18 protein-coding genes are annotated in these 24,221 nt (G+C 49.3%); 9 read left to right on the top strand and 9 right to left on the bottom strand.

The window, feature by feature from the left end; translation table 11 throughout:
• The first annotated feature begins 95 nt into the window (after positions 1-95).
• Together C7379_RS01745 and C7379_RS01740 are read left to right on the top strand one after the other, a co-directional pair.
• Entirely contained in the window at positions 96-4,640 is a 4,545-nt protein-coding gene (locus tag C7379_RS01745; RefSeq protein WP_207773382.1) for a T9SS type A sorting domain-containing protein, read from the top strand.
• A 259-nt stretch (positions 4,641-4,899) separates the two neighbouring features.
• Entirely contained in the window at positions 4,900-5,451 is a 552-nt protein-coding gene (locus tag C7379_RS01740; RefSeq protein WP_116615757.1) for a 3'-5' exonuclease, read from the top strand.
• Between the two features lie 59 nt (positions 5,452-5,510).
• Here C7379_RS01740 and kdsB read toward each other — a convergent pair whose 3' ends face one another.
• Positions 5,511-6,260, bottom strand: a complete 750-nt coding sequence (kdsB, locus tag C7379_RS01735) for a 3-deoxy-manno-octulosonate cytidylyltransferase (RefSeq protein ID WP_116615714.1) — start codon at positions 6,258-6,260, stop codon at positions 5,511-5,513.
• Between the two features lie 164 nt (positions 6,261-6,424).
• On the opposite strand from kdsB, the gene C7379_RS01730 reads away from it, so the two are divergent.
• From C7379_RS01730 to C7379_RS01715, 4 genes are read left to right on the top strand one after another with little or no spacing between them, the layout of a single operon-like run.
• Positions 6,425-7,549, top strand: coding sequence for an MORN repeat-containing protein (locus C7379_RS01730; RefSeq protein WP_243406678.1), 1,125 nt, complete (start codon positions 6,425-6,427; stop codon positions 7,547-7,549).
• Between the two features lie 13 nt (positions 7,550-7,562).
• Positions 7,563-8,009, top strand: coding sequence for a NanQ anomerase/TabA/YiaL family protein (locus C7379_RS01725; RefSeq protein WP_116615713.1), 447 nt, complete (start codon positions 7,563-7,565; stop codon positions 8,007-8,009).
• A 33-nt stretch (positions 8,010-8,042) separates the two neighbouring features.
• Positions 8,043-10,124 (top strand): alpha amylase C-terminal domain-containing protein, encoded by a 2,082-nt coding sequence (locus tag C7379_RS01720; RefSeq protein ID WP_116615712.1) that lies wholly within the window; start codon positions 8,043-8,045, stop codon positions 10,122-10,124.
• 19 nt (positions 10,125-10,143) lie between these two features.
• Complete coding sequence (locus C7379_RS01715; RefSeq protein WP_116615711.1) at positions 10,144-11,298, top strand: DUF6057 family protein; 1,155 nt, start codon at positions 10,144-10,146, stop codon at positions 11,296-11,298.
• Between the two features lie 651 nt (positions 11,299-11,949).
• Here the strand turns inward: C7379_RS01715 and C7379_RS01710 are convergent.
• The 8 genes from C7379_RS01710 to C7379_RS01675 form a co-directional block, all read right to left on the bottom strand.
• The gene (locus C7379_RS01710) at positions 11,950-12,414 is read right to left on the bottom strand and encodes a MaoC family dehydratase (RefSeq protein ID WP_116615710.1); all 465 of its coding nucleotides are present in this window, start codon (positions 12,412-12,414) and stop codon (positions 11,950-11,952) included.
• A gap of 73 nt (positions 12,415-12,487) precedes the next feature.
• Entirely contained in the window at positions 12,488-13,978 is a 1,491-nt protein-coding gene (locus C7379_RS01705; RefSeq protein WP_116615709.1) for a leucine-rich repeat protein, read from the bottom strand.
• A 152-nt stretch (positions 13,979-14,130) separates the two neighbouring features.
• The gene (murQ, locus tag C7379_RS01700; protein WP_116615708.1) at positions 14,131-15,096 is read right to left on the bottom strand and encodes an N-acetylmuramic acid 6-phosphate etherase; all 966 of its coding nucleotides are present in this window, start codon (positions 15,094-15,096) and stop codon (positions 14,131-14,133) included.
• Positions 15,097-15,111: 15 nt separating this feature from the next.
• Entirely contained in the window at positions 15,112-15,954 is an 843-nt protein-coding gene (locus C7379_RS01695; protein WP_116615707.1) for an ATPase, read from the bottom strand.
• Between the two features lie 263 nt (positions 15,955-16,217).
• The gene (locus tag C7379_RS01690) at positions 16,218-17,558 is read right to left on the bottom strand and encodes an MFS transporter (protein ID WP_419185301.1); all 1,341 of its coding nucleotides are present in this window, start codon (positions 17,556-17,558) and stop codon (positions 16,218-16,220) included.
• Positions 17,559-17,714: 156 nt separating this feature from the next.
• A complete protein-coding gene (locus C7379_RS01685) occupies positions 17,715-19,136 on the bottom strand; it encodes a glycosyltransferase family 2 protein (RefSeq protein ID WP_116615706.1) in 1,422 nt (473 codons plus the stop codon).
• A 94-nt stretch (positions 19,137-19,230) separates the two neighbouring features.
• Positions 19,231-20,460: a penicillin-binding transpeptidase domain-containing protein gene (locus tag C7379_RS01680; RefSeq protein WP_243406677.1), complete on the bottom strand. Its 1,230-nt coding sequence runs from the start codon at positions 20,458-20,460 to the stop codon at positions 19,231-19,233.
• Positions 20,461-20,913: 453 nt separating this feature from the next.
• On the bottom strand, positions 20,914-21,183 hold the full coding sequence (locus C7379_RS01675) for a hypothetical protein (RefSeq protein ID WP_116615705.1): 270 nt from the start codon (positions 21,181-21,183) through the stop codon (positions 20,914-20,916).
• Between the two features lie 87 nt (positions 21,184-21,270).
• Between C7379_RS01675 and C7379_RS01670 the strand changes: the two genes are divergently transcribed.
• The 3 genes from C7379_RS01670 (at position 21,271) to C7379_RS01660 (ending at position 24,218) form a co-directional block, all read left to right on the top strand.
• The gene (locus C7379_RS01670; RefSeq protein ID WP_116615704.1) at positions 21,271-22,545 is read left to right on the top strand and encodes a replication-associated recombination protein A; all 1,275 of its coding nucleotides are present in this window, start codon (positions 21,271-21,273) and stop codon (positions 22,543-22,545) included.
• Positions 22,546-22,630: 85 nt separating this feature from the next.
• The gene (locus C7379_RS01665) at positions 22,631-23,581 is read left to right on the top strand and encodes a D-2-hydroxyacid dehydrogenase (protein WP_116615703.1); all 951 of its coding nucleotides are present in this window, start codon (positions 22,631-22,633) and stop codon (positions 23,579-23,581) included.
• Positions 23,571-24,218 carry a trimeric intracellular cation channel family protein gene (locus C7379_RS01660; RefSeq protein WP_116615702.1) on the top strand — a complete coding sequence of 216 codons (648 nt, stop codon included), beginning with the start codon at positions 23,571-23,573 and terminating at the stop codon, positions 24,216-24,218. The genes C7379_RS01665 and C7379_RS01660 overlap by 11 nt, the downstream gene beginning before the upstream one ends.
• The last annotated feature ends 3 nt before the right edge of the window (positions 24,219-24,221 follow it).

Genomic DNA, 24,221 nt, shown 5'->3' with positions numbered 1-24,221 from the left:
CATGTGATATGAAGTACAAAATAAATTTATTGATATCAATGATGAGAAATTATTTACAACGAATGGCGTTATTGCTGTTGATGTTGCCATTATGTATGGTAGTATCAGCGGTTACATTTGTCAATGTGACCCCTGAAAACAGCACAGTGACGAAGGTTGACGTGGGTGAGAAGCTAAGCAGCATCACGTTGACCGTGACGTTGGGTGCCGACGAGGCTCTCAACGGACAGGCACAGTTGCGGACAAGTACCGATGAGACAGCCCTTGTCAATAATGGTAGTGGCTTTCTTTCTGACAATGTGCTGAAACAGAAAACCGTAAATCCCAATGTGTGGGAAATAACATGGCTGAATGTGCCAGTAGGGAAATATAAGGTGTATTTCCAGCAATCCGGTGGAACCACACACACATTCTTGCACGACGTGGAGATAGTGGAGATACCTTCAACAGATCCTCCTGTTATCTCGTTCAAAGTGAAAGACGCCACATGTAACACGTCGCCAACAGACACAAAAAATGGTAGCATAACAGTGAATGTGGAGAAGGGCGTAGCTCCTTTTACCTATAAAGCGACAATCCATCACGCAGACAACACCACTGAGGAGAAAACCTTGGAGAACACCCCGAACCGCGCATGGATTGTAGACGGATTGGCATCGGGTGAGTATATCGACGTGACCGTTACAGATTCGAAAGGCAAGACCGACACAAAAAAATCTGAGTTGGTGGGCTTCGGCAAGACAACTGTGTCTTTTGGGCAGAATATATTCATCAAGCAGACAGGCGATTGCACATTTGATTATTACCTCAGAGCAACCATTGAAACGAAAAACCAAGATGCGCTGGATGCTCAGACCGAACTCCTTGCGCAGACATTGAAGTTGCGTAGTTATGCTGATGGTAAATATTACGATGTGGATCATGTGCCGGCTTACGACATGCCGGTGCCATATTCGCCAGGCGAGTATTATCGTTTTTACAAGGTTGCATCTGCTGCCAAACTCTCGTCACAAGGACGAAATAGGATTTATGGCTTGAAATATTCCACTCTTTGTAGTGGAGAAAAAACAACGGGTGAGTACTATGCGCATGTGCGTACACTTGATAAAATGATGAACTTTAGCACTTCGTCAAAGGGAAGTTTGAACCCTGCTGACTGTTCTTACCAAGACGCTAAGTTCACCATTAAGTATGATTTTCAGGGAGGGTATAGTCGTGGCAACGATGATGACTATATGTTTTCTTATTACTTCATGGACGAAGCGCACCGCTATGCCAAATTGTTCAAGCAAAATGAGGATGGCACTTATCCTGATACACCTGTCAAGACGGATGTGCCTATGCCCATCAACGAGTTTGATACCCGATGGTCACAGACAATAGAAGTGGCTGAACCGGGAACGTATAAATTCGTATATGGCTCTGATTGCGACCAAGTGCGTATAGAAAAGGAAATTGTGATTGACCCCATCAAGCCTGAATTTGTTGTACGAAACGATTGGATGTCTCCTACGATTAACCAGAATCTGGGAATACATGGCAATACCGCTGGCTTGGCAATAGGCCTTGCTAATGTTTCCGCTCCGTTGACTCTGACCGTGAAACGCCTTGATGACAAGAGAGATTTTGTCATAACCGACTTTGCGGATGACAAACCGTACACCAAGCATATAGATTTCCCACAGGATATAACCTACGACAAGTTGCGTGGCGCTTATTTCATCGCTGACCTGCCTGCTGGCAAATACGCACTTGATTTGAAAGACAATTGCAACAATACCGCAACCTATAACTTTGAAATTCCAGAGAGCAAGCTTCAGCATTACAAGCCCAAGCGCGATGAGGGATACAAGGACGGAGTGTATGTAGGAGTTGATTGCAATGGCAACAATGTTGTGAAGTTTGATTTCGGTCCGGAAGGAGACAATGTTGCTTATGCTTATAGAGCCAGCACGGGGGAACAAGGAGCGTCGAGTAGCAGAAAGACTTGGGCATCTAATGTAGATCCTATCACTCCATTGGAAAAACTGACAGGCACCAACTATTTCGGTGCTGCCTTTGTTCCGAGTTTATATAATGGTCACAGCTATTCTGAAGGGAACAACATCTACTCTGCCATAGCGAAAGAAGACAGATACTATAATAGTGACGAGTTTACTATCCGACCTGCGGAGCCAGGTGATTATGCCCGCAAGACATACAAGTTTGATTTCACCGATTATGCTGACAAGGCAGCGTTCGAAGTCTTTGGTGCCATGTGCAATCGCGATGGTAAAGGTACTGGCATGGTGAGTGTTGGCGTCGCTAAAGGCGTGAATGTAGCGTTGCCCGTTAAATACGAATTGTATAAGACGGAGGATGGTTCGACCCTAACAGGAGAGCCGCTTCGAACTTACAAAGCCACCACCACACAGGATGTTCTCAATGTAGTATGGAAAGATGTGGAGGTAGGGAAGTACCTCGTTCGTACCATTTATAACGGCACATGCGAAGGAAAGAAATTTGTTCAAGTATCACCTACCGACATTCCTGAGCCTTCGGTGGAGACTGAAAACGGTTTCGAGGTGAAGAGCATTATCAATCTTGACATTACCGACGGTATGAAACCGCTGCATCTTTATTTGCCAGTTTCTCCTTATATATATAATGTGGAATGGTACGACATTACCAACACTCCCGAAAAGAAAGTGTTTGACGGTAACGATATCAACGTGACATTCAACGAGCCAGGTGTGTACACCTATCAGGTTCGCACCACGTTTACTGACCGCACATCGTGTCCGGGAAGCTCAGGTGGTGACCGAATTGTGAAGTTCTACGTCACGAAGACCGACAAACCCAACTTCTGGGTAGGCTCGACGAGCGAAGATTTCAGCACCGCTTCCAACTGGACAGCAAACAAGGTACCTACCTATGACGAGGACATCGTGTTTGCTACGGAAGAGAATAACAACGGACATGCTGCCGAAAGGGATTGCCGACTGACAGAAGGAGAGTCTACTCTTTCGTTTTGGGCGGCCAGTTTGATTAATGAAAGCGGCAAGGCGATGGTTATTCCAGCAGGTAGTGCCTTGGTTGTTAAGAGTGGAACGGTGGGCTTCGCGCATGAAATTAAACAAGATGGAAGCGTAGATCCTGTTCGCTTGAAGATTGAGGCATCCGCCAAAGATGTGCCAAACGGAACATTCATTGCACAATATCCCGGTGCGGCATCAGACAAAGTATATGCCGAGGTGCAAATGTATGTCAGGTCACGTAAGCTTGAGCAGCCTACATCATGGACGGATAATTTGGAGGGTTCGCCTACCAAGGGAACGACTTTCCCTGTGAAATATACGGATCAATTCTTTGGAATACCGTTCAAAGAGATGTCATCGGGTATGCTCGGCGGTTCATATATTTACAAATATGATGAGGCGCATAACGCTCAAAACCAGTTCTATCAAAAGTTTGTTGGTTTGAAAGCTAAGGCACCGATGACCGCTTTTGCTGGCTATTCAATTCGAAACGCGTCTACAACGCCTAAGATGAAAACCATGAAGGGATACCTCGATTTTAACAATGTGACGTTGACGCTCACCCAAAAAGCCCCGAAAGTGAATGGCGCCACAAATCAAAAAGACGCCGTGAATTATTGGGGGTTGGGGCAAAACCTATTTGGAAACTCATATACGGCACCCATAAGCTCAGCTGCTTTGGCACAAGTTGTCGCATCCACCCATAAGGTGGAGAACACCGCTTACCTGTATCATACAGGCAGTGGAAAAGACTGGGGAGATAAGTTCGAAACTAACTTTGAAGACGGAGCGGGTTCTTACCAGGCCGTTCCATTGTTCGCTGCTTCTGATTTGGCTTTCTATGTAATTCCTTCTATGCAAGGTTTCTTGTTGCAATTTACGCCAGAGGAAGTCAAACCAAATGGTGACAACGCAGTGTTGACATTGGATTATAACAGGGTTGTGACATTAGATACCAATAGTCCACAGTTGGCTAAGCGTTTTGGTGCTGCTCCAAGCGAGACTTCTGGTTCTGTGAAGTTTGAGCTAACTGGTGAGCATGCACACGAGACGATGTGGTTGTTGGAAAATGTCAACACGTCTGACGATTTTGATAACGGTTGGGATGGTTTCAAACTTGGAGCCGAATCGATGCCTACAACCATCTATTCCAATGCCAAACCAGGTATGTTGCAGGTCAACACCACGGACGATTTGACCAAGGCGAACATCACCGTGAAAACAGGAAAGGCAGGCAATTACACCTTAACCCTTACCCGTAGAAGGCTTAACCAGTATTCCGACTTGAAGCTTGTCGACCTGAAGCTGCAGCAGTTGGTACCCTTTGATGACAACAAACTGTCTTACATGTTTACCGCTGGTGAAGGCGAGACGGCTACAGACCGATTTACATTGGTCAACACAACGGCAACATCATTTGCGGATTGGGCCACGAGCGTGTCGTCTGTTGACAGCGACATCAATGGCGATGCCACCGTTTACACGCTGTCCGGACATGTGGTGGCACGTTTCAACCTACCTCATGACATGACCACGATGAAGAAGAGCTTGAGCCGAGGAGTTTATATTGTCTCGGCCAAAAATGGAACTGTGACGACCAATCGCAAGTTGATAGTCAAGTGATAACCATTCATCTTAAATAAAGAAGTGGCTTTCCAATATGTTGTGAAAGCCACTTCTTGTTTTCAAGATGCTATATATGGATGACGTGTCGTACAAATACGATATTGGAATGGCGCACTTCTTTTGTGCGTGAAAGTTTGGATGTTTTCTCCTTTTTTTTGTACTTTTGAATGTTTCTACGACGCTTTAATCGCAAAACATGGACAAATCAGTGAGCGAGTAGATTTTAATGCTGCAAAGACGAAAAAGAAAGCAAATGATACACGGAGTTAATTTTATAGCCATCGACTTTGAGACAGCCACTCGTAGCCATGCCTCCATCTGTGAGGCGGGTATCTGCGTGGTGCGCGACGGCGAGGTCACGGAGACCCGTTCATGGTTGGTGCAACCACAAGACAACTGGTATGACTATTGGAACATACGCATACACGGCATCACTCCGCAAGACACAGAGTGCTCTCCTGATTTTCCTGCCGTGTGGACCGAGATAGAAAAATACCTTGATGATAGTCCTGTGCTTATTGCTCACAACGCGGCTTTCGACATCAGTTGTATCCGACAATCGCTCGAATGTTATGGGCTGCCCAAGCCTGCCGTTTCTTATTATTGCTCGTTGCGAGCCGCCCGCCGCATTTATCGCTATCCTTGCAACAAGTTAGACTATCTTTGTCAAGTGTTCGAGATACCTTGTGAGTGTCACCATCGGGCCGGGGCCGACGCCGAGATGTGTGCCCGTTTGTTTTTGCGCGAGATGCAAGATGCTGGCGCTATGCGGCTTTCCGACATGTCTGGATGCGATGGCGTGCTTTGATTGAGCCTGCCATACTATGCGAATGATTGACGAGGGTTTATAGTGAAAGCCCCTTTTGTTCAATGGCGTTGCGCTTCTTGAATAAATTTCTCAGCCTTCTCAAGGTCCGTCGGGGTATCGATGCCAATGGTTTCCACATTGGTCAGTCCCACTTTGATGCGATAGCCGTTTTGCAACCAGCGCAGTTGCTCCAAACTTTCAGCCTTTTCAAGTGGCGACATTGGTAGTTGGGTAATCTCTGCCAGCACCGTGCGGCGGTAGGCGTAAATGCCGAGATGTTTTAAAAATGGGTATCGCCCGAGCCATGCCTCACGCTCCACGCCCCTTACAAATGGTATGGGCGAACGTGAGAAATATAGCGCGAACCCATTGACATCCGTCACAATCTTGGGCGAGTTGGGATTTTCCACCGCCTCCATGCTTTCAAAACGCTTTCCTATGGTGGCTATCTGCGTGCCCGGGTCGTCAAATAAACGGCAGATGGTTTCAATCTGCGAGGTCTGTATGAACGGCTCGTCTCCTTGTACGTTGACCACCACATCGGCTTTGGTTCCAATCTTTTCCACCGCCTCTTGTATTCGGTCGGTGCCACTTTTGTGGTCGGTGCGTGTCATCACGACCTTTCCTCCGAAAGCTTTGACCGTATCATATATGCGCTCGTCGTCGGTTGCCACCCATGTGTCCTCGACCACTTGCAAAACCCTTTCGTACACATGTTGTATCACAGGTCGGCCGGCAAGCATGGCCAATGGCTTGCCCTTAAAACGTGAAGAGCCGTATCGAGCCGGAATAATAGCGATGGTTTTCATTCTCATTCGTATTTAAATCTTTACAAAATTACGAATTTTACCCCATCATCGGATATTTAATAATGTTAAATAGTTAGTTTAATGCCTTAAATATCCCACCCTAAACTATCTAATCCAATTATTATTACTATCTTTGAAATTGAATTTAACATACACCATTGATAGTGAAAAATCTGATATTATCTTTATTATTTATAGTCTCATCTCTCAATGTCTGTGCACAAAAGATAACTTTAGGCTCTTGTCAAGTAGAAGAGATGGGCGTTAAGGGCGTTTACAAAGGTCAGATGGTTTCTGACAAACCACACGGCAAGGGTAATGTCATTTTTGACAATGGAAATACATACGAGGGCGATTTTGTCAAAGGCAAACGCCAAGGTTATGGCACCTACACCTTTGCCGACGGTGAGAAATATGAGGGCCAATGGCTGCTTAACCAACAGCATGGCAAAGGAACCTATTATTTCAGCAATAACAATAAATACGTGGGGCTATGGTTTCGCGACTATCAGCAGGGGCATGGTGTCATGTATTACTTCAATGGTGACAAATATGATGGCAACTGGTTTCATGACATGCGTCAGGGAAAGGGCAAGTATACATATTCTAATGGAGCCTATTATGACGGCCAGTGGAAAGAGGATAAAAAACAAGGCCGAGGCATTTTCGATTGGGGAGACGGCACCATTTACGAAGGAGAGTGGGACAATAACCAACGGTCGGGCTATGGCGTAAACAAATATGCAGACGGCGATGTGTACAAAGGACAGTGGCAAAACGACATACAGCAGGGCAGGGGCATCTATGTTTTCCAGAACGGAGACCGTTACGAGGGCGATTATGAGCAAGGCGAGCGCACTGGCGAGGGCATCTTCAAATATGCCAACGGCGATCGATACACGGGCCATTTTGCCGAGGGTGTGCGTCAAGGCATGGGCACTTTCGTATGGGCCAATGGCGACAAGTATGAGGGACTGTGGAAAAACGACTTGCAAAACGGTCGTGGCAAGCTCACCAAGAAGAACGGCGATGTCTTTGATGGAGATTTTGTCAATGGCAAAATAGACGGTGAGGTCATCATCCATTACGCTGACGGAACACGTTTTAAGGGCACTTACAAAAATGGCATGCGCAATGGCAAGGCCATTGAGGAACTCAAAGACGGCAAGCGTTTTGAAGGAACCTACGTCAACAACGTTCGTGATGGTCGTTTCGTGGAGAAGGATCGAAACGGTCGGGTCATCTTCAAAGGGCATTATGAAAGTGGCCGTCGATTTAACGACAACTAATAATTTATGCGATATGATAATTGACACCATTCAAAATCTTGAAAAATACGTAGCCCTAAACCCACGTATTCAACATGTAGTTAGCTTTTTGAGAAACAACCATTGGGAAGATGTCGCCGATGGCAAGCATATCATCTCTGGCAACGATGTATTTGTCAACGTGATGACACAAGATGGTAAGACGCCTCAACAAGCGCCCATGGAGTATCACAAAGAGATGATAGACGTGCAAGTGCCCATCAACACGGCCGAGACTTACGGTTATATTCCCGCCGCCGAATTGCCAGAGTCTCCATTTGACACGGCCAAGGACATCACGCTCATACCCGGCATAGAGGCGCAAACTTTCGTGACCGCGCGCCCGGGTCAGTTTGTCATCTTCATGCCTCAAGATGGCCACGCACCAGGTATTACTGATCAACCCACGCTTAGAAAAGCCATTTTCAAAGTTAGAAAATAGTCTTTACATCCACTTTAAAACACTATTTGCACGATGGAAACAAAACGAAACGTGCCCAAAACAGAGACCAACAAGACACCAAAGTCTTGCGAGCGCTCCGCCGCCAAGCATATAGGCATGGTGGCCCATGACCCTTATTTGGAACCTTATGAAGATGCAATACGCGGCCGTTACGACCATGCGTTGTGGAAAATAGGCCAGCTCACCGAGCAGGGCAAGCGCTCACTGTCCGACTTTGCCAATGGTTACGATTATTTTGGTTTGCATCATCTCAAAGATGGCAGATGGGTATTTCGTGAGTGGGCACCCAACGCCACGGCTATTTTTTTGGTTGGTGATTTCAACGACTGGACCGAGAGCGACGCTTATAGTTGCACGAGAATAGGCACGTTGGGTCATTGGGAACTCACCATGCCAGCTCATGCCATGAAGCACGGCGACCTCTACAAATTGCACGTGAAGTGGAATGGAGGCGAGGGAGAGCGCATACCGGCTTGGACGCGACGTGTGGTGCAAGACGAAAGAACCAAGATTTTCTCCGCGCAGGTTTGGGCGCCGTCCAAACCTTACGTATGGAAGAAGAAGACGTTTTGCCCCCAGAAGAGCCCGTTGCTTATCTACGAGTGCCATGTTGGCATGGCGCAAGATGCCGAGAAAGTAGGTACCTACACCGAGTTTAAGGACAACGTGTTGCCCCGTGTAGCTCGCGACGGCTACAATTGCATACAGATCATGGCCATACAAGAGCATCCATACTATGGCAGCTTTGGCTATCACGTCAGCTCGTTCTTCGCTCCATCGAGCAGGTTCGGCACCCCAGACGAGCTGAAAGCCCTCATAGACGCGGCTCATGCCATGGGCATCGCTGTCGTTATGGACATTGTTCACTCGCACGCCGTGAAGAACGAGGTGGAGGGATTGGGCAATTTTGCCGGCGATCCCAACCAGTATTTCTACCCCGGCGACCGTCGCGAGCATCCGGCTTGGGACAGTCTTTGTTTTGACTATGGCAAGGATGAGGTGCTGCATTTCTTGTTGAGCAATTGCAAATATTGGCTCAATGAGTTTCACTTTGATGGGTTTCGTTTTGACGGCGTCACCTCCATGCTCTATTACAGTCACGGACTTGGCGAGGCGTTTGTGAACTATGCTGACTATTTCAATGGGCACCAAGACGACAACGCCATCTGTTACCTCACGTTGGCAAACAAGCTTATACACGAGGTTAATCCACAAGCCGTCACCATTGCCGAGGAAGTGAGCGGCATGCCAGGGTTGGCGGCCAAGTTCGAGGATGGTGGCTATGGGTTCGACTACCGGTTGGCCATGAACATTCCAGACTATTGGATAAAAACCATCAAGGAGAAAAGAGACGAGGATTGGAAACCCAGCAGCATATTTTGGGAGGTTAAGAATCGTCGCAGCGACGAGCGTACCATTTCTTATTGCGAGAGCCACGACCAAGCGTTGGTGGGCGACAAGACCATCATTTTCCGTTTGGTAGACGCTGACATGTACTGGCATTTCAAGAAAGGCGACGAGAACGACATGGCACACCGTGGCATAGCCCTACACAAGATGATACGCTTGGTGACGGCCGCGGCCATGAACGGTGGTTACCTCAACTTCATGGGCAACGAGTTTGGGCATCCGGAGTGGATAGATTTTCCACGTGAGGGCAACGGCTGGAGCCATAAATACGCCCGCCGGCAATGGAACTTGGTGGACAATCCAGAGCTTGATTATCACTACCTTGGCGACTTTGACAAGGCCATGCTCGCAGTGATTAAGCAAGAGAATGGATTTGTTGACACGCCCGTGCAAGAGATCTGGCACAATGATGGCGACCAAGTGCTTGCCTTCATGCGTGGCGACCTCATCTTCGTGCTCAACTTCTCGCCCAACCGTTCGTACACCGACTATGGCTTCTTGGTGCCCGAGGGTTCTTACACCGTGTGTCTAAACACTGACGACAAGGCTTTTGGCGGCAATGGACTGGCTGATGACAGCGTGGAGCATTTCACCAACCACGACCCCCTCTACGCCCCAGACCACAAAGGATGGCTCAAACTGTATATCCCGGCGCGTTCTGCCGTGGTGTTAAAACGCAAATAATCATTTAGAAACAACACTGATGACAAGCACTTCCAAGAATGGCGCCGTCATGCCAAGGATGACGTGTGCCGTTCTTTTCTTGATTTTTACGTTCCTGTATCTATACGATTATCAGGCGGACATACTGGCCGTAACCCAGCACGTGCTCTCTCATGGCCAAACCAATTACAACCGATTGGTGGGGGCATTGCTCATCACCGTGGTGCTGTGGATGGTGCAGGTTGGTGTTTATGTCGGCACAAGGCTCAAGGGATATACACATGCGTTGACCTATTTTCCCTCGTTGTTGTTGCTCGGCATCTTGACAGACATCACGCCAAATATAGGGAGAGAAAGTTATATAGGCCATTGGTGGTGGCTCTTCCCATTGCTTATGGTGATGTACGCGGGCGCGGTTTGGCTGTGTAAGCAGTTCGAATCGCTGCGCGACCAGACAGGTGGGGGCAACGTGCTGAGGCATGTTTGGATAAACCTCTTCACGCTCACGGCCTTTTGCCTGATGACATGCGCCATCGGTTGCAATGACTATTTGTTGCACTATCGCATGCGCATGGAGAACGAGATGAGGGCTGCTCGCTACGACGAAGCGTTGCAAGTGGGTGTCAAAGAAACCAAGACCGATAGCAGTCTGACGTTACTGCGTGTTTGGGCTTTGTCTTACAAGCGACAGATGGGCGAGCGACTATTCGAGTATCCGCTTGTTGGCCGGTCGGCCAGCATGTTGCCTAATGGCCGATCTGTCAGGCTGCTGATACTGCCAGAAACTACGCTGTATAGGCATCTTGGAGCCTATGTCAAAGGGTGTGAGTCGCCGATGGACTATCTTGTGAAACTTCATGCCATCGGTCGGGCTACTCCCGCGGCGCACGACTGGTTGCTGTGTGCCTATCTGCTCGAGGGCAACATGGACGCTTTTGCCAACGCCTTGCCTCGCTATTACGATCTCAAGAAGCCTTTGCCCAAGCACTATCGCGAGGCATTGACGCTCTATACGCACACGCGCAAGCATCCCAGCATCGTGTATAAGGACCCAGTGCTCGAGGCCGACTATGAGGACTATCAAGCTCTTTGTCGCAAAACCGCCGATGCACAATGTCGTTATTCGGTGCTGCGCGATAGCTATGGTGGCACTTTCTGGTTTTATTATTATGCACTCAAGCATCATGGCATGTAGCGCGTCATTATTAAATGTCAGAGAGAGAATGATGTTTCTTGAAAAATTTCTCTGACTTTTAAGCATGTGGTTTTTATTGAAAAAAAAACCATTAACATGACAGTGTTTGATAAAAACTATTTGGAAAAATATTAACAATAGTGTCTCTGTATTTCGATTATATTCAAACAGGAACATCATTGCTCGCAAATACTCGATAAATGAGAGTTTTTTGTAAGTTGCTTATTAATAAAGCTTTACAAATATTGCATCTTGTTTTTGCTGAAAAAGTTTTTTCAAGATGGTGTCATTAGGCCTTATTCGCATCGTGAATAAGGCCTAATGGCATGACATTTAAGTATCATTCGAGCCGTGATAACTAACTAATCGGCGCACCATTAGATACCAATGGTGAAATGAATGGTTTTTTAATAGTTTGTCTTGAGCGAGTGGGGCAGAGAAAATGAAGAATTTCTTTCTAAAACGATAGGTTTGAAGCGTGCTTTTTTTATGACTATTTTTTGACTTATATTTCATTTAGTAACACAATGATAATGGCTCGAATCTATCATTTTTGTTTATTGTTGGTACAAAAAAGCCATGACGAGCGGTGCGCTGTCATGGCTTGTTACTTGATGGTGGCTTGCCGTGTCAACGGCGCGCACCTATCTTTTATTCAAAATAATACAGAAATTGCACATCGCCCTTCAGAGCTGGTTTGCGCTCGCCCTCTATCTCTATGGTCACGCTGATGGTGGCCTTGCAGATGCCACGCAGATTGTCTACCTTTTTCAGGTCGGCCGAAAGGCGTATCTTGTTACCCGTGATGACGGCGTTTCCAAATCGCATATTGTCCATGCCATAGTTCACCATCATTTTCAAATGGTTCACCTCGATAATTTCATTCCATAGGTGGGGCAGGAGCGACAGGGTGAGATAGCCGTGTGCGATGGTGCTGTGGTAGGCACTCTCGGTCTTGGCGCGTTCCGTGTCGACATGTATCCATTGATGGTCTAAAGTGGCGTCGGCGAAACAGTTGATGCGTTCTTGATCCACTTGGAGCCATGATGACTCGCCGAGATGTTTGCCCTCGTAGGCCGCGAGTTCATCAAACGAGTTAATGATAAGTTTTTTCATTCTTGGTGTTTTGCTTCATGAATAGGCTGCGAAGTTACCTTTTTTCTACCAAATAGGCAAGTGTTTTTTACCCTTATTCTTCTATAATCTTCGCCGCGCGCTTCCATCCGTCAGCCTGCCGGTAAGCGACCGCAGTGCCTTGGGGCACATAGACGGTGGTGTTCTTGTGGATACCATAGCGTCCCAACGAGGGGGGCGTGAGCCATTTCACGTGGAGGTTTCGTGCTTTTACACCTCCGAGAATGGGTGGTGTCGATGTGTTCACGATCAGCGTGGCAGGGAGTCGTATCTCGGCCAACGTGTTTGTGGTGGCTAATGCGTATTGGCCGAGCAGCTGTAGCCGTGAGTCTTCGGGTATGTTGATGCGTGTGAGTGACTTGCAATTGGAAAAAGCGTGTACGCCAATGTCTGTCACCGTGGCGGGTATATCAATACCCTTCAGGTGCTCACAAAAGCAGAACGCTTGGTTGCCGATGTGCTCAAGGCTTGCCGGAAGCGTTATCGTTTCCAAGTGTGTGCGTGCGATGAGGAAAGCCTTGTCGCCCAACTCGTTGTCTCTTGTGGCATTGTAGCGAGGGTCAGTAGAGCTGTCTATGCGTGGCTCCACGTACTCATCACCACCTTTGACCAGCTTGCAGGCGCCCATGTCAACATGTTTTAGGCCCAACGGCACGCTGTGTTCCACCGATATGTTGCCCGCCGCGTTGACCTCGGTGAAGCGTACCGATGGACGCAGCAGCATGCGCAGCGCCTGTATGTCGGTTGCGTTGAGCGTGCCCGAGAGCGTGAGCCGCTCAATATTGGCCCAGTCGTTGGCGTTGGCTCCGAGCAGCGTGCCGAGCTGTCCGGGCTTGCCCACGTGTATGTTTTCGGTGGCTTTGAGCTTTCTGCTCCATTGGTGTACGCATGCTGTTTGGCTTTTGCCGTGGGCCATCGTGAACGTCACGCGTGCCAATCGTCCAAGGTCGGCGTTCCTCTCGGCTTTGAAACAATATTCCAAATATATCACGTCGTTGGCTTTGTGGTTGCCTGCCTTGCGCCTTATGCCCACAAAAGTGAGCCACGGCGCTTCCTTGTCCATGATAATTTCTGGTAGGGTGTTGGTGCGTAAAGTCACGAATACGTTGCCGCCCGTGCCAAGAACATCCACGTGCGAGGCCACTATTTGAAATTGTGGCGACGGCTTTTGCTCAATGTCGAGCTTGTACTGCTTGCTTGTCGTGGCTATTGTCAGCGTGGCTGTTCGGTTCGCAATGTCGCGATTGGGGCTTGCTTTTACCGTTATGGCCGTCTCGTTTTCGTTGGTTTGGGTTGTTGTAGTGCACCAATCTGTGGGTTTCCCATTGGCGTTTTCCGTCTTGACGCTCCAACTGTTGCCGTCCGTGCGAAGTCGCAATGTCACTTGTCCACCGTCGGCGTTGAAGTCTATGCGCCCTGAGTTGATAATTTGCTGAGTGGCCTCGTCCATGATGACGCTTGGCGTTTCGTCTCCGTCGCAATTAGCAAAAAATATACCGGACAGGGACAAAAGGCATAGGATGAGCAATGTCCTAAGTGATTTCATGTCTCGATTCAATTTAGTATAATATTTGAAAATGTATGATATTCGATGAGTTAGGCAAGATAACTTGAGGCTATTTCGCTTTTTGGTTAAACAAACGAAAGCGCGCTCCAAAGGTCAAGGCTATTTGTTACGCATATCGTAATGTCACGTTGTTATTGCCTTTGTGGTTTATCACGGTTGTCTTTGTGATTTGCGCACTGCGATTTTTGGTTTGTGGCAAACTGTTTGGGCAGGCTCTCTTTGAGCGCGTTGTTTACCGATCCGTGTGCCATGAGAATTTGGTGTGCCCGGTCATAGTCTATGTCGAGAGTCTCTGCGATGATGCGCGTGCCCCTGTCCACTAACTTCTGGTTGGTGAGTTGCATGTTGACCATGCGGTTCCCTTTCACTCTTCCCAGTTTAATCATAATGGCGGTGGACAGCATGTTGAGCGTCATTTTCTCGGCAGTACCCGATTTCATGCGGGTGGAGCCAGTGATATATTCGGGCCCGACGGGAATTTCCACACTCACGTCAGCCACAAATGTGATGGGCGACCGAGGGTTGTTGGTGATACATGCCGTAGGGATGCCATGATCTCTGCAGGCTTTTAGGACGCCCACCACGTAGGGTGTGTGCCCTGAGGCGGCTATGCCAGTCACGGTATCTATGGCGGTGGGCCGATAGGATTGCAGGTCTTTCCAGCCTTGCTCGGCGTCATCCTCGGCGTCTTCGACCGCATGACGCAAGGCCATGTCGCCTCCAGCGATCAATGCGATGACGCGATCGGCGGATACGCCAAATGTGGGAGGCAACTCAGATGCGTCGAGTACGCCAAGCCTACCGCTCGTTCCGGCGCCGACATAGAACAGGCGTCCACCTTGGCGCATGCGTTCAACAACGAGATTAACGAGTCTTTCTATTTGTGGAATGGCTTGTGCCACGGCATGAGCCACTTTGTGATCCTCTGTGCTGATGTCGTTCAATATCTCGTGCGTCGACTTCGTTTCCAAGTTGTCATAGCGTGATGTTCGCTCCGTGCAAGCCGTGCCCCGTTTGTCATTCGGCCCGCTTGCTCCGCCATCAGGGGCAGGCGTGCGATGCTGTTGGGTTTTTACGCCTTTGTAATCTGGTGTCATTTTCGTGTCGCAAACTTATTGGTGAAACTCCACCAAGCCATCCATTGGTGCCTTGATGATACGCCCGAGCCGCATGTTCTCTTCTGCCACAACCTCCGCGAGTTGTTTGTTGAAGGCCAAGGCGATGGACCCGACGAAACCGATAGGCAGCTGTTCGCACAGCTCGTACTGCCTTACGTTGCGGCGCAAGAAGCGTCTGAAGCCATCTTTTACCATCTCTTCGATGTGTGGCTCGTCAATATTCTCCTTGATAAAAGGTGCGAACGACGCCAAGAATCTGTTGGGTGTCTTTTGCCGATAAACCTTGTCTATGATGTCGGCGTTATTCAGTGGGTATCGCTCATGGAACTTGTCGATGATGCGCTGCGGTAGTTGACGTTTCATCACATCGCCCAAAAGGGTTCGCCCGAGCACCGCCCCGCTGCCTTCGTCGCCGAGAATAAACCCAAGGGGAGAGACGTTAGCCGTGATTTTTTCGCCATTGTAGGCGCACGAGTTGCTGCCTGTGCCAAGTATGCACGCGATGCCTGCGGAGTGCCCACAAATACCTCTTGCCGCGCCAAGCATGTCGCTCGCCACCTCGCAAGCTCCCTCAACGTATAAGCATTGGCGAAGCGCGCGCTCCACCGTGGGTTGTTTTTCCAATGTGCAGCCGGCCCCATAAAAGTGCAGTGAGGTGATGGAGGTAGTCGGGATGTGTGGCAATAGCGCTGTGTTTATTTCCGCTTTGATTTCGCCTTCGGTCATTTGGAAAGGGTTTAGGCCCTTGGTTTGCACTTGTGTTTTAGTTCCGTCTTGCGCCAACAGGCACCAATCTGTCTTGGTAGAGCCACTGTCCGCGATAAGTATTGCTTTCATACGCTGTCTGTTTTCTATGTTTGTTTTATGCCCTTGGTTTGCTTTTGACAAACCAAGAGAGTGTGTGTGGTGTATCTCTTCCGCGTTTTGGCTTTGCGCCGAATATCTTTTGCCGCTCCCAAGCGAGTCATGACACGCGGCCTGCTACAGGCCAATATATCCCCTCGTCGTATTATCTGTACATTCTGTATTCGCCAACGTAGATCCAACATCAGTCTCATGGGCACATTTGGCGTTCTCAAGTTTGGCTGACATCGGCACGACTACACATGCGTCTGCATGTTCGTGTTTGTTTCATTGATTTTTTTGCGCACAAAGAATGTGGCGCCCATAGTTCCCAAACTGCATGCCATCACCAGCCAAAAGAAATGCTCATAGCCCATCATTTCTTGCAGATAGCCGGCAAACATGCCCGGAACCATCATGCTCATAGCCATAAACGCCGTGCAAATGGCATAGTGAGCGGTTGTAAATTCGCCTTTGGAGAAGTGCATCATATAGAGCATATAGGCAGTGAATCCAAAGCCATAACCAAACTGCTCGACCGCCACGCACGCACTGATAATTGTGATGTTGACGGGGTGGAACATGGCGAGGTACACAAACGTGATGCAAGGCAGCGAGATGCTGGCGGCCATTGGCCATAGCGAACGGCGCAATCCCCACCGTGACGCGGCTATGCCTCCGATAATTCCGCCTATGGTAAGCGCGATGACACCTATGGTGCCATAGACAATTCCCACCGTGTCCGTGTCCAACCCCAGTCCTCCACGCGACGCCGGGTCAAGCAAAAACGGGTTCACCATCTTGAGAAGGAAAGCCTCTGGAAGCCTGTAAAGTAACATGAACGTGATGGCCAACCATACGCCCGACTTGCTGAAATAGGTGTAAAACGTGCGGGCAAACTCGCTTATTACCTCTCTTGCGCTCACCCTTGATTCGTGCCCCATGCGTGGATCGTCCGCTTGTGGGCGAGGCAGGGCGAACGTATGGTACAGCGTGAGGGCGCAAAACATTACGGCAGTGATGCCCATCGTGATTTGCCACGAGGTGGGAATGTCGCCCGTCGACTTTTCCAATCTGCCGGCAACGTACACCAATACGCCCTGCCCAAAGATGCTGCTGAGCCGATAAAAGGTGCTGCGGATGCCTACGAAGAAACTTTGTTCCTCCTCGTTGGCGGCCAACATGTAGAAGCCGTCGGCCGCTATGTCGTGGGTGGCCGAGGCGAACGCCGTGATGACAAAAAGGATGAGCGTGAGCGTAAACATGCTCACAGGCACTGTTTTGCTGCCTATCAGGGTGGTGTCGGGGTGCGGAACACTCAGTGTGAGCAGCAAGAAGAGCGCGCTCATGAGCACCTGAGTGGTTACAATCCACCATCGTTTGGTACGCAAAATGTCAACGAACGGGCTCCAAAGGGGTTTGATGACCCATGGCAGATAGAGCAAACTGGTGAACAATGCCATCTCGCCGTTGGGCACACCCATCCTCGTAAACATGGTCACTGATATGTTGTTCACTATGAAATATGGTATTCCCTCGGCAAAATAAAGCGTGGGAATCCACCACCATAGACGTTTTTTCGATTTACAATTCACAATTTTCAATGTACAATTATTGCCTTTCTGGCTGGTGCTTCATGTTTTTTTCAATTCACAATTAACAATTTTCAATTCACAATTATTGTTTGTAAACTGCTGCGTCTCCGTTTAAAGTTTATTATTTGAAATTGTGAATTATAAATTTAAGATTGCGAATTACAACCTCTTTTTCATGCGAGCCATCAGTTCCCACGTGCGCAAGCGGTCTTTGTAAAGATTGTTGCGATTGTTTTTCTCTATGCTCAGGTCGCCGTCCGAGTTGTCGTCCCAGCGCCGGCAATTGTATATAGCATCGTATATTCGGCCTATGCGATACTCTCTGCTGATGGCCAAGCCGATAGCGTAGTCCTCACCATAGCACACGTTAGGCAGTTTGATGTTGCGCAGTATGGGCGTGAAAAACGCCCGCGGGGCGCCAAGCCCATTGATGCGCAAAGCGTTGTTGTGTCCATTCTCGGGTGTCCACTCACGGTGGTCAATCTTGCCCGGTGGCAAGATGTTAAGGTCAATGTCTGTCAATGTGTACGAGCCGATGACCATGGCACATCTCTCTTGGCGGAAAGTTTCGACAATTTTTTGCAGTGTGTCCGTGCCCGAGTATACATCGTCCGAGTCCAATTGAACGATGAACCGGCCGCACTGCGGATGGTGTGCGGCCATGTTCCAGCTGCCCCCCACGCCGATGTCATTGCGCTCTGGTATGATATGTATCACGCGTGGGTCGTCTTTGTACTCGTCTATCAGTTCAGTGGTGCCGTCGGTGGAATGGCAGTTAGGCCCATTCTCCACCACGAAGACATTGTATTCGAAATCGGTTTTCTGGCTCAACGCGCTCTCTATGGCGTCTCGAATGGTGCTCACGCGGTTGAGCGTGGGTATCATGATAGAAGCCTCCACCATGAAGTCGCCCGTGAAGTCCACCTTCTTGCTTATGGGAGGCAAGTACGCCCCCACTTCCTTAAGATGCTCTGTACAAGCGGCCTCCATCTCTATTTGTGAGTCTCTGTTGCGTGGATTTACATAGTCGAAGAGTTTCTCACCGGTCTTTCGGGTGTCAAGTTCCACCTCGGAATACAAGTATTCGTTGACGTGCTCTATGCGATGGCGTTGCGACAGTTTGAGTCTCAGGTCGTAAATGCCCGCCGCCGCATAGTCGGCGGTGGTGCGCGCGGCAGCCTCTTTCAACGCTTCGGTGCGAAAAAGGAGCACGCTGCCGAAGTCGAAATCGTCTCGCAGGCTGCCTGCTTGATAGTCAATGACGGGCGCCTCGGTGCGTTGTCCGTCGACCGACACGTTGTAATGGTCGGCGTAAATCATGCCCGCTCCGGTCATCTCGGCCACTTGCACCATGCGCTCCAAAGCCAGATAGCCCATGCGAATGTATTGTGGTTTGAGATAGAACAGGGTGTACTCGGCTTTGGCCATGCCAGCCATCGTGCGCACGGTCTCGCTCTCGCGCATGGACGTCTCCACGATGGTGATGTCGTTCACTATATCGAGCGCGTTCAGCGCGTTGACGTTTTTGTCGGTCTCTTCGTCGTTGCCCGCAGGCACGAAACAATCTATGAGTTTGGTCATTGTATAGGTATTTTGTATTTGATATTTGCTTATGCTATAATATAAAGGTGTAATTGAAAGATTAAACCTACCTTGAAGAAGGTTAGGTATGCGCTTACAGGTCGTCAAAACTAACAGTCTTCTCCACTGGCGTTACCTTTACTTTCTTGGTTTCCCATTTTGCAGCCCGACGCTTTGACTTAGCTGACAGGTTGCCCATGAGATACTGTTCTATCATCAGCGCTGCCAATGGAGCCGCCAAATCGGCCCCAAAGCCACCATTTTCGACAAACACACTGACGGCAATACGTGGCGAGTTCATCGGCGCGAACCCCATAAAGATGGAGTGGTCGGCCCCTTCGTTCTCTGCCGTTCCGGTTTTGCCGCATATCTTATAAGCTGGTGTGTCTATGCGAGCGGCAGTTCCATGCTTGACGGCCAAGCGCATACCTTGTATGACATAATCGATCGCCCACGGTTTGGCCAAACATTGTCGCGACCGCGTGCGTGTATCGTCCAATGGGTGGTCGGCTGTCGATTGATGAATGCGAGGGGTGAAAAAGAACCCTCGGTTGGCTATCATAGCCGCCAAATTGCACAGTTGCAGTGGAGTGGTGGTAACCTCTCCTTGCCCCATGCCCATCCACATCACGGTGGAGCCATTCCAGTTTCCGTGTAGCGCGGAGAGCGAAGCGGCGTTTGGCACATGCCCAGCCACCTCCCCGGGCAAGTCTACACCGAGCGGCTCTCCCAAACCCATGCTCTGCATGTAGGCGTTCCATTGGTCGATGGCGCTTTGCTTAGTGGGATACACGGCTTTGTTGTCTACCATTTCCTGAAATGCCTTGCAGAAATAAGCGTTGCATGAATATCCTAACGCTCCCACCAAGTCAAGCGGCGAACGATGCGCATGGCAGCCAATATGAATGCCGCCAAATGTGAAGCCTTTGTTGCAAGGATAAATCGTCTCTGGTTTGAGCGTGCCCTCTGAGAGCATGGCAAGTGCCTGTGCCACCTTGAAAGTGGACCCCGGCGAATACTCTTTTGAGATGGCTCGGTTGATGTCTTCGCCCACCCTGTCGGCGCTAACGAGCGCCAAGATGCGGCCCGTGGCTGGCTCTATGGCCACCATGCTTCCCTGTTTGCCGCGTAGAAGTCGCTTGCCCAAAGCCTGAAGTTTGGGGTCGATGGTCAGCGGTCCATCGGTGGGCAGGTCTTGAGCCAATGCCGCGCAAGCCACGAACATGCTAAGGATGAGTGTCTTGAAACGTATCATTTGGGTTGTCTTAAAACGGGCTGCGCCTGTTGCTATTGCCAAACTGGCGCCCACTGCCTCTCTTGTCATTATAGACTTATGATTTGTGTGGCTCTTCTTGATTTGGCCACATCGCTGCAAAGATACGATAAATAGACGACAATTGGCGACAAAACAGTTGCAAATTACGCTATCGTTTAGTGTCGGAGGCAAAAAAATGTTGACCGCGCCACTTAGCCAAGACATGACCTCGGTGTCAACATATAGTCACAAAAACATGTCCTTGAAAAATTGACCAAATAGCGGCTAAAAAATTGTTGCCGACCAAAAAATCGGTCATTTTTAGGCTATCATGTTACGGTCAAAACGCCATTGGCGCCTATTGGCGTTACGTTTAAGTACCGATCGTGGCGTGAATGTTACCCATTGAGGGTGCGTTTAAGGGCTAACGGGGGTGCGATTAAGGCCCAATGGCGATGGCGTAAGAAAACTATTTTTGCAGCATTCGCCTCATATTTTTGCAACATATTGAAGCATAGCGTTTTATGAAAAACTCAAAATACGGCCGTATTTGTGCGCGCATGCCTTCTCGCTCGTAAATAAGCTACTCTCAAAGACCCTTTTGTCAGTTATTTTCAGGGCTTTTTTCTTTGTCTTGAGCTTGGGCGAACATAAAACGCAGGGCGAATGTTCCGCGCCCATTTGCCCGACCTGATACCGACGGTGTGCCTCGTTCTGCCATTCGTATTTTATTACCGTGCGCACCAAAGATGAAGCCAACCACTCGTGAGCCAATACCGATGCGTACGTCATGTCTTGTGAGGCATGATATTTAAGGGTTTCTATATCTTTAACAGTGAGATGATGGCGGTTAGTTAATATTTTATTAATTTTGCAAACATGAGTAAACCTTTGGCAGAAAGGATGCGCCCAACGACCCTCGACGACTATGTAGGGCAAGAGCATGTGGTGGGCAAAGACGCCGTGCTTCGACGCATGGTGGAGGCCGGCCATATATCATCGTTCATACTGTGGGGGCCGCCCGGTGTGGGCAAGACCACGTTGGCCCGGATTATCGCAGGCATGCTTAAGGTGCCATTTTTCACGCTGAGCGCGGTGACGAGTGGCGTGAAAGATGTGCGCGAGGTGATAGAGCGGGCCAAGCAGGGGCATTTTTTCAACGCGCAATCGCCCATACTGTTCATTGACGAGATACACCGCTTCTCCAAATCGCAGCAAGACTCGCTCTTGGGGGCTGTGGAACGTGGTGTCGTTACGCTGATAGGGGCCACGACGGAAAATCCCTCTTTCGAGGTAATCAGACCGTTGCTATCTCGTTGCCAACTCTATGTGCTCAAGTCGTTAGACAAAGACGACTTGATGAGGATATTGAGTCGGGCTATCGCCGAGGACGACGAGCTGAGGCGTCGCAAAATCGATCTCAAGGAGACGGGAGCAATGATGCGATACAGTGGGGGCGACGCTCGCAAGCTGCTCAATATTCTTGATTTGGTGGTGTCGTCCACCACAAGCCATGAGGTGCTGGTTACCGACGAGACGGTAGAGAGGCTTTTGCAATCTAACCCATTGGCTTACGACAAAGACGGAGAGATGCATTATGACATCATTTCGGCCTTTATCAAGAGCATCAGGGGTTCAGACCCCGACGCGGCGCTTTACTGGATGGCGAGGATGATAGAGGGTGGGGAAGACCCGCAGTTTATAGCCCGCCGGTTGGTGATAAGTGCGGCCGAAGACATCGGACTGGCTAACCCCAATGCGTTGTTGTTGGCCAACGCGGCTTTTGACGCTGTCATGAAGATAGGATGGCCTGAGGGGCGCATACCATTGGCCGAGGCCACGGTCTATTTGGCCACCAGCCCGAAAAGCAACTCTGCCTATTTGGCCATCGACGCGGCGATTGATGAGGTGCGTCACAGCGGCAATCAGCCCGTGCCATTGCCCATCAGGAACGCGCCAACCAAGCTCATGGCCGAACTTGGATACCATGACGGCTACAAATACCCGCACGATTATCCGAACAATTTTACAGAGCAGCAATACTTGCCAGACGCTCTCATGGACGTGAGATTTTGGCATGCGCAACATGCGCCGGCTGAGGACAAACTGTACAGGCGCATGACTGACTGTTGGGGCGACCGCTTCAAAGATTGATAATGGCATGGGTTCACCCATCATGCGAATAATCATGGCACATGCCTTGAAACATAAAAGACGACGAAACGATAAAAACTGAGAAATGAAAATTGTAGTATTAGATGGCTATTCAGCCAATCCCGGCGACCTGTCATGGTCGGAGATGGAAAAATTAGGAGACTTAAAGGTGTATCCGCGCACCTCGGAGGACAAGGTGGTGGAATATGCCAAGGATGCTGAAATCATCCTGTTAAACAAAGTAAAGATAACACGTGACACCATCGATAGGCTGCCACATCTTAAATATATTGGCGTACTCGCTACGGGTTATAATGTGGTGGATGTGGATTACGCCCACGAGCGTGGCATCATCGTGTCCAATATTCCGGCATATAGCACTGACAGTGTGGTGCAGATGACTTTCGCGCACATACTGAACATTACCAACCAAGTGGGGCATTACGCCAACGAGGTACGCGATGGCCAATGGAGTAACAGCAAAGACTTTTGTTTTTGGAACACACCCATCATTGAGCTTGCTGACAAAACGATAGGCATTGTGGGGTTAGGCAATATCGGCATGCACGTAGCCACGATAGCCCGCCAGTTTGGCATGGATGTGTTTGCCATGACATCTAAAGAGGCGGCACAACTACCTGAGGGTATTCAGAAAACCACATTGGACGGCCTACTGAGCATATCAGACGTGTTGACATTGCACTGTCCGCTTACACCCAATACCGACAAAATGATCAACGCCGAGCGATTGGCACGTATGAAGCGCGGCTCCATACTCATCAACACAGGCCGTGGGCAGTTGGTGGATGAGCAGGCCGTGGCCAACGCCTTGGCTGATGGGCACCTCTTGGGCTATGGCGCCGATGTGATGGGCTTGGAGCCACCATCCAAAGATAATCCGTTGCTAAAACAGCCCCACGCCTATTTCACGCCCCACATCGCTTGGGCGTCTATGGAAGCGAGGGCGAGACTACTCAAGATAGCTGTGGAAAACGTAAATGCCTTTATAGCTGGACAACCTAAAAATGTGGTATGAAATATTCTATCGAGACCCCGATTTTGTTCGCTCGATACAGGTAATCCTTGAGTTGCTCGGAACATTGGCTTTCGCCTTGTCTGGAATAAGACACGCGGCCGAGAAGAAATATGATTGGTTTGGTGGTTTTGTCTGCGGTTTTTCCGTAGCCATCGGTGGTGGTACACTCCGCGATTTGATGCTTGGCGTGACACCGTTCTGGATGACTTCGCCTTTCTATGTGGTCTGTACGATGCTCGCGCAAGTCATCGTGATTGTGTTTGCGAAATACATGAAGCGGCTGGATAACACGTGGTTGCTCTTTGACACCATTGGATTGGCACTGTTTACCATAGCCGGCATTCAGAAGTCTCTAACCTGCGCTCAGCCATTTTGGGTGGCCATTATCATGGGATGTATCACGGGATGCGCAGGCGGTATTATCCGAGACGTGCTTCTGAATAAACCACCCGTGGTGTTTCAAAAAGAGATTTATGCTATGGCGAGTGTCGCTGGCGGGTTGCTTTATTGGTTTATGGTATGGCTGGAGTTAAATTTTGCCGTAACGGTGGTGGTCACTTTCATAGCCATTATCACAATACGTTTTTTGGCCTTGCGCTACCATATCTCGCTGCCTGTTCTGCAAAGCGAAGAATAAGAA

It is taken from the genome of Hallella colorans (genome assembly GCF_003096815.1).
GTDB classification, from domain to species: Bacteria; Bacteroidota; Bacteroidia; order Bacteroidales; family Bacteroidaceae; genus Prevotella; species Prevotella colorans.
The sequence above is the reverse complement of the archived record's forward strand: the minus strand, read 5'-3'. Positions and strand labels throughout refer to the sequence as shown.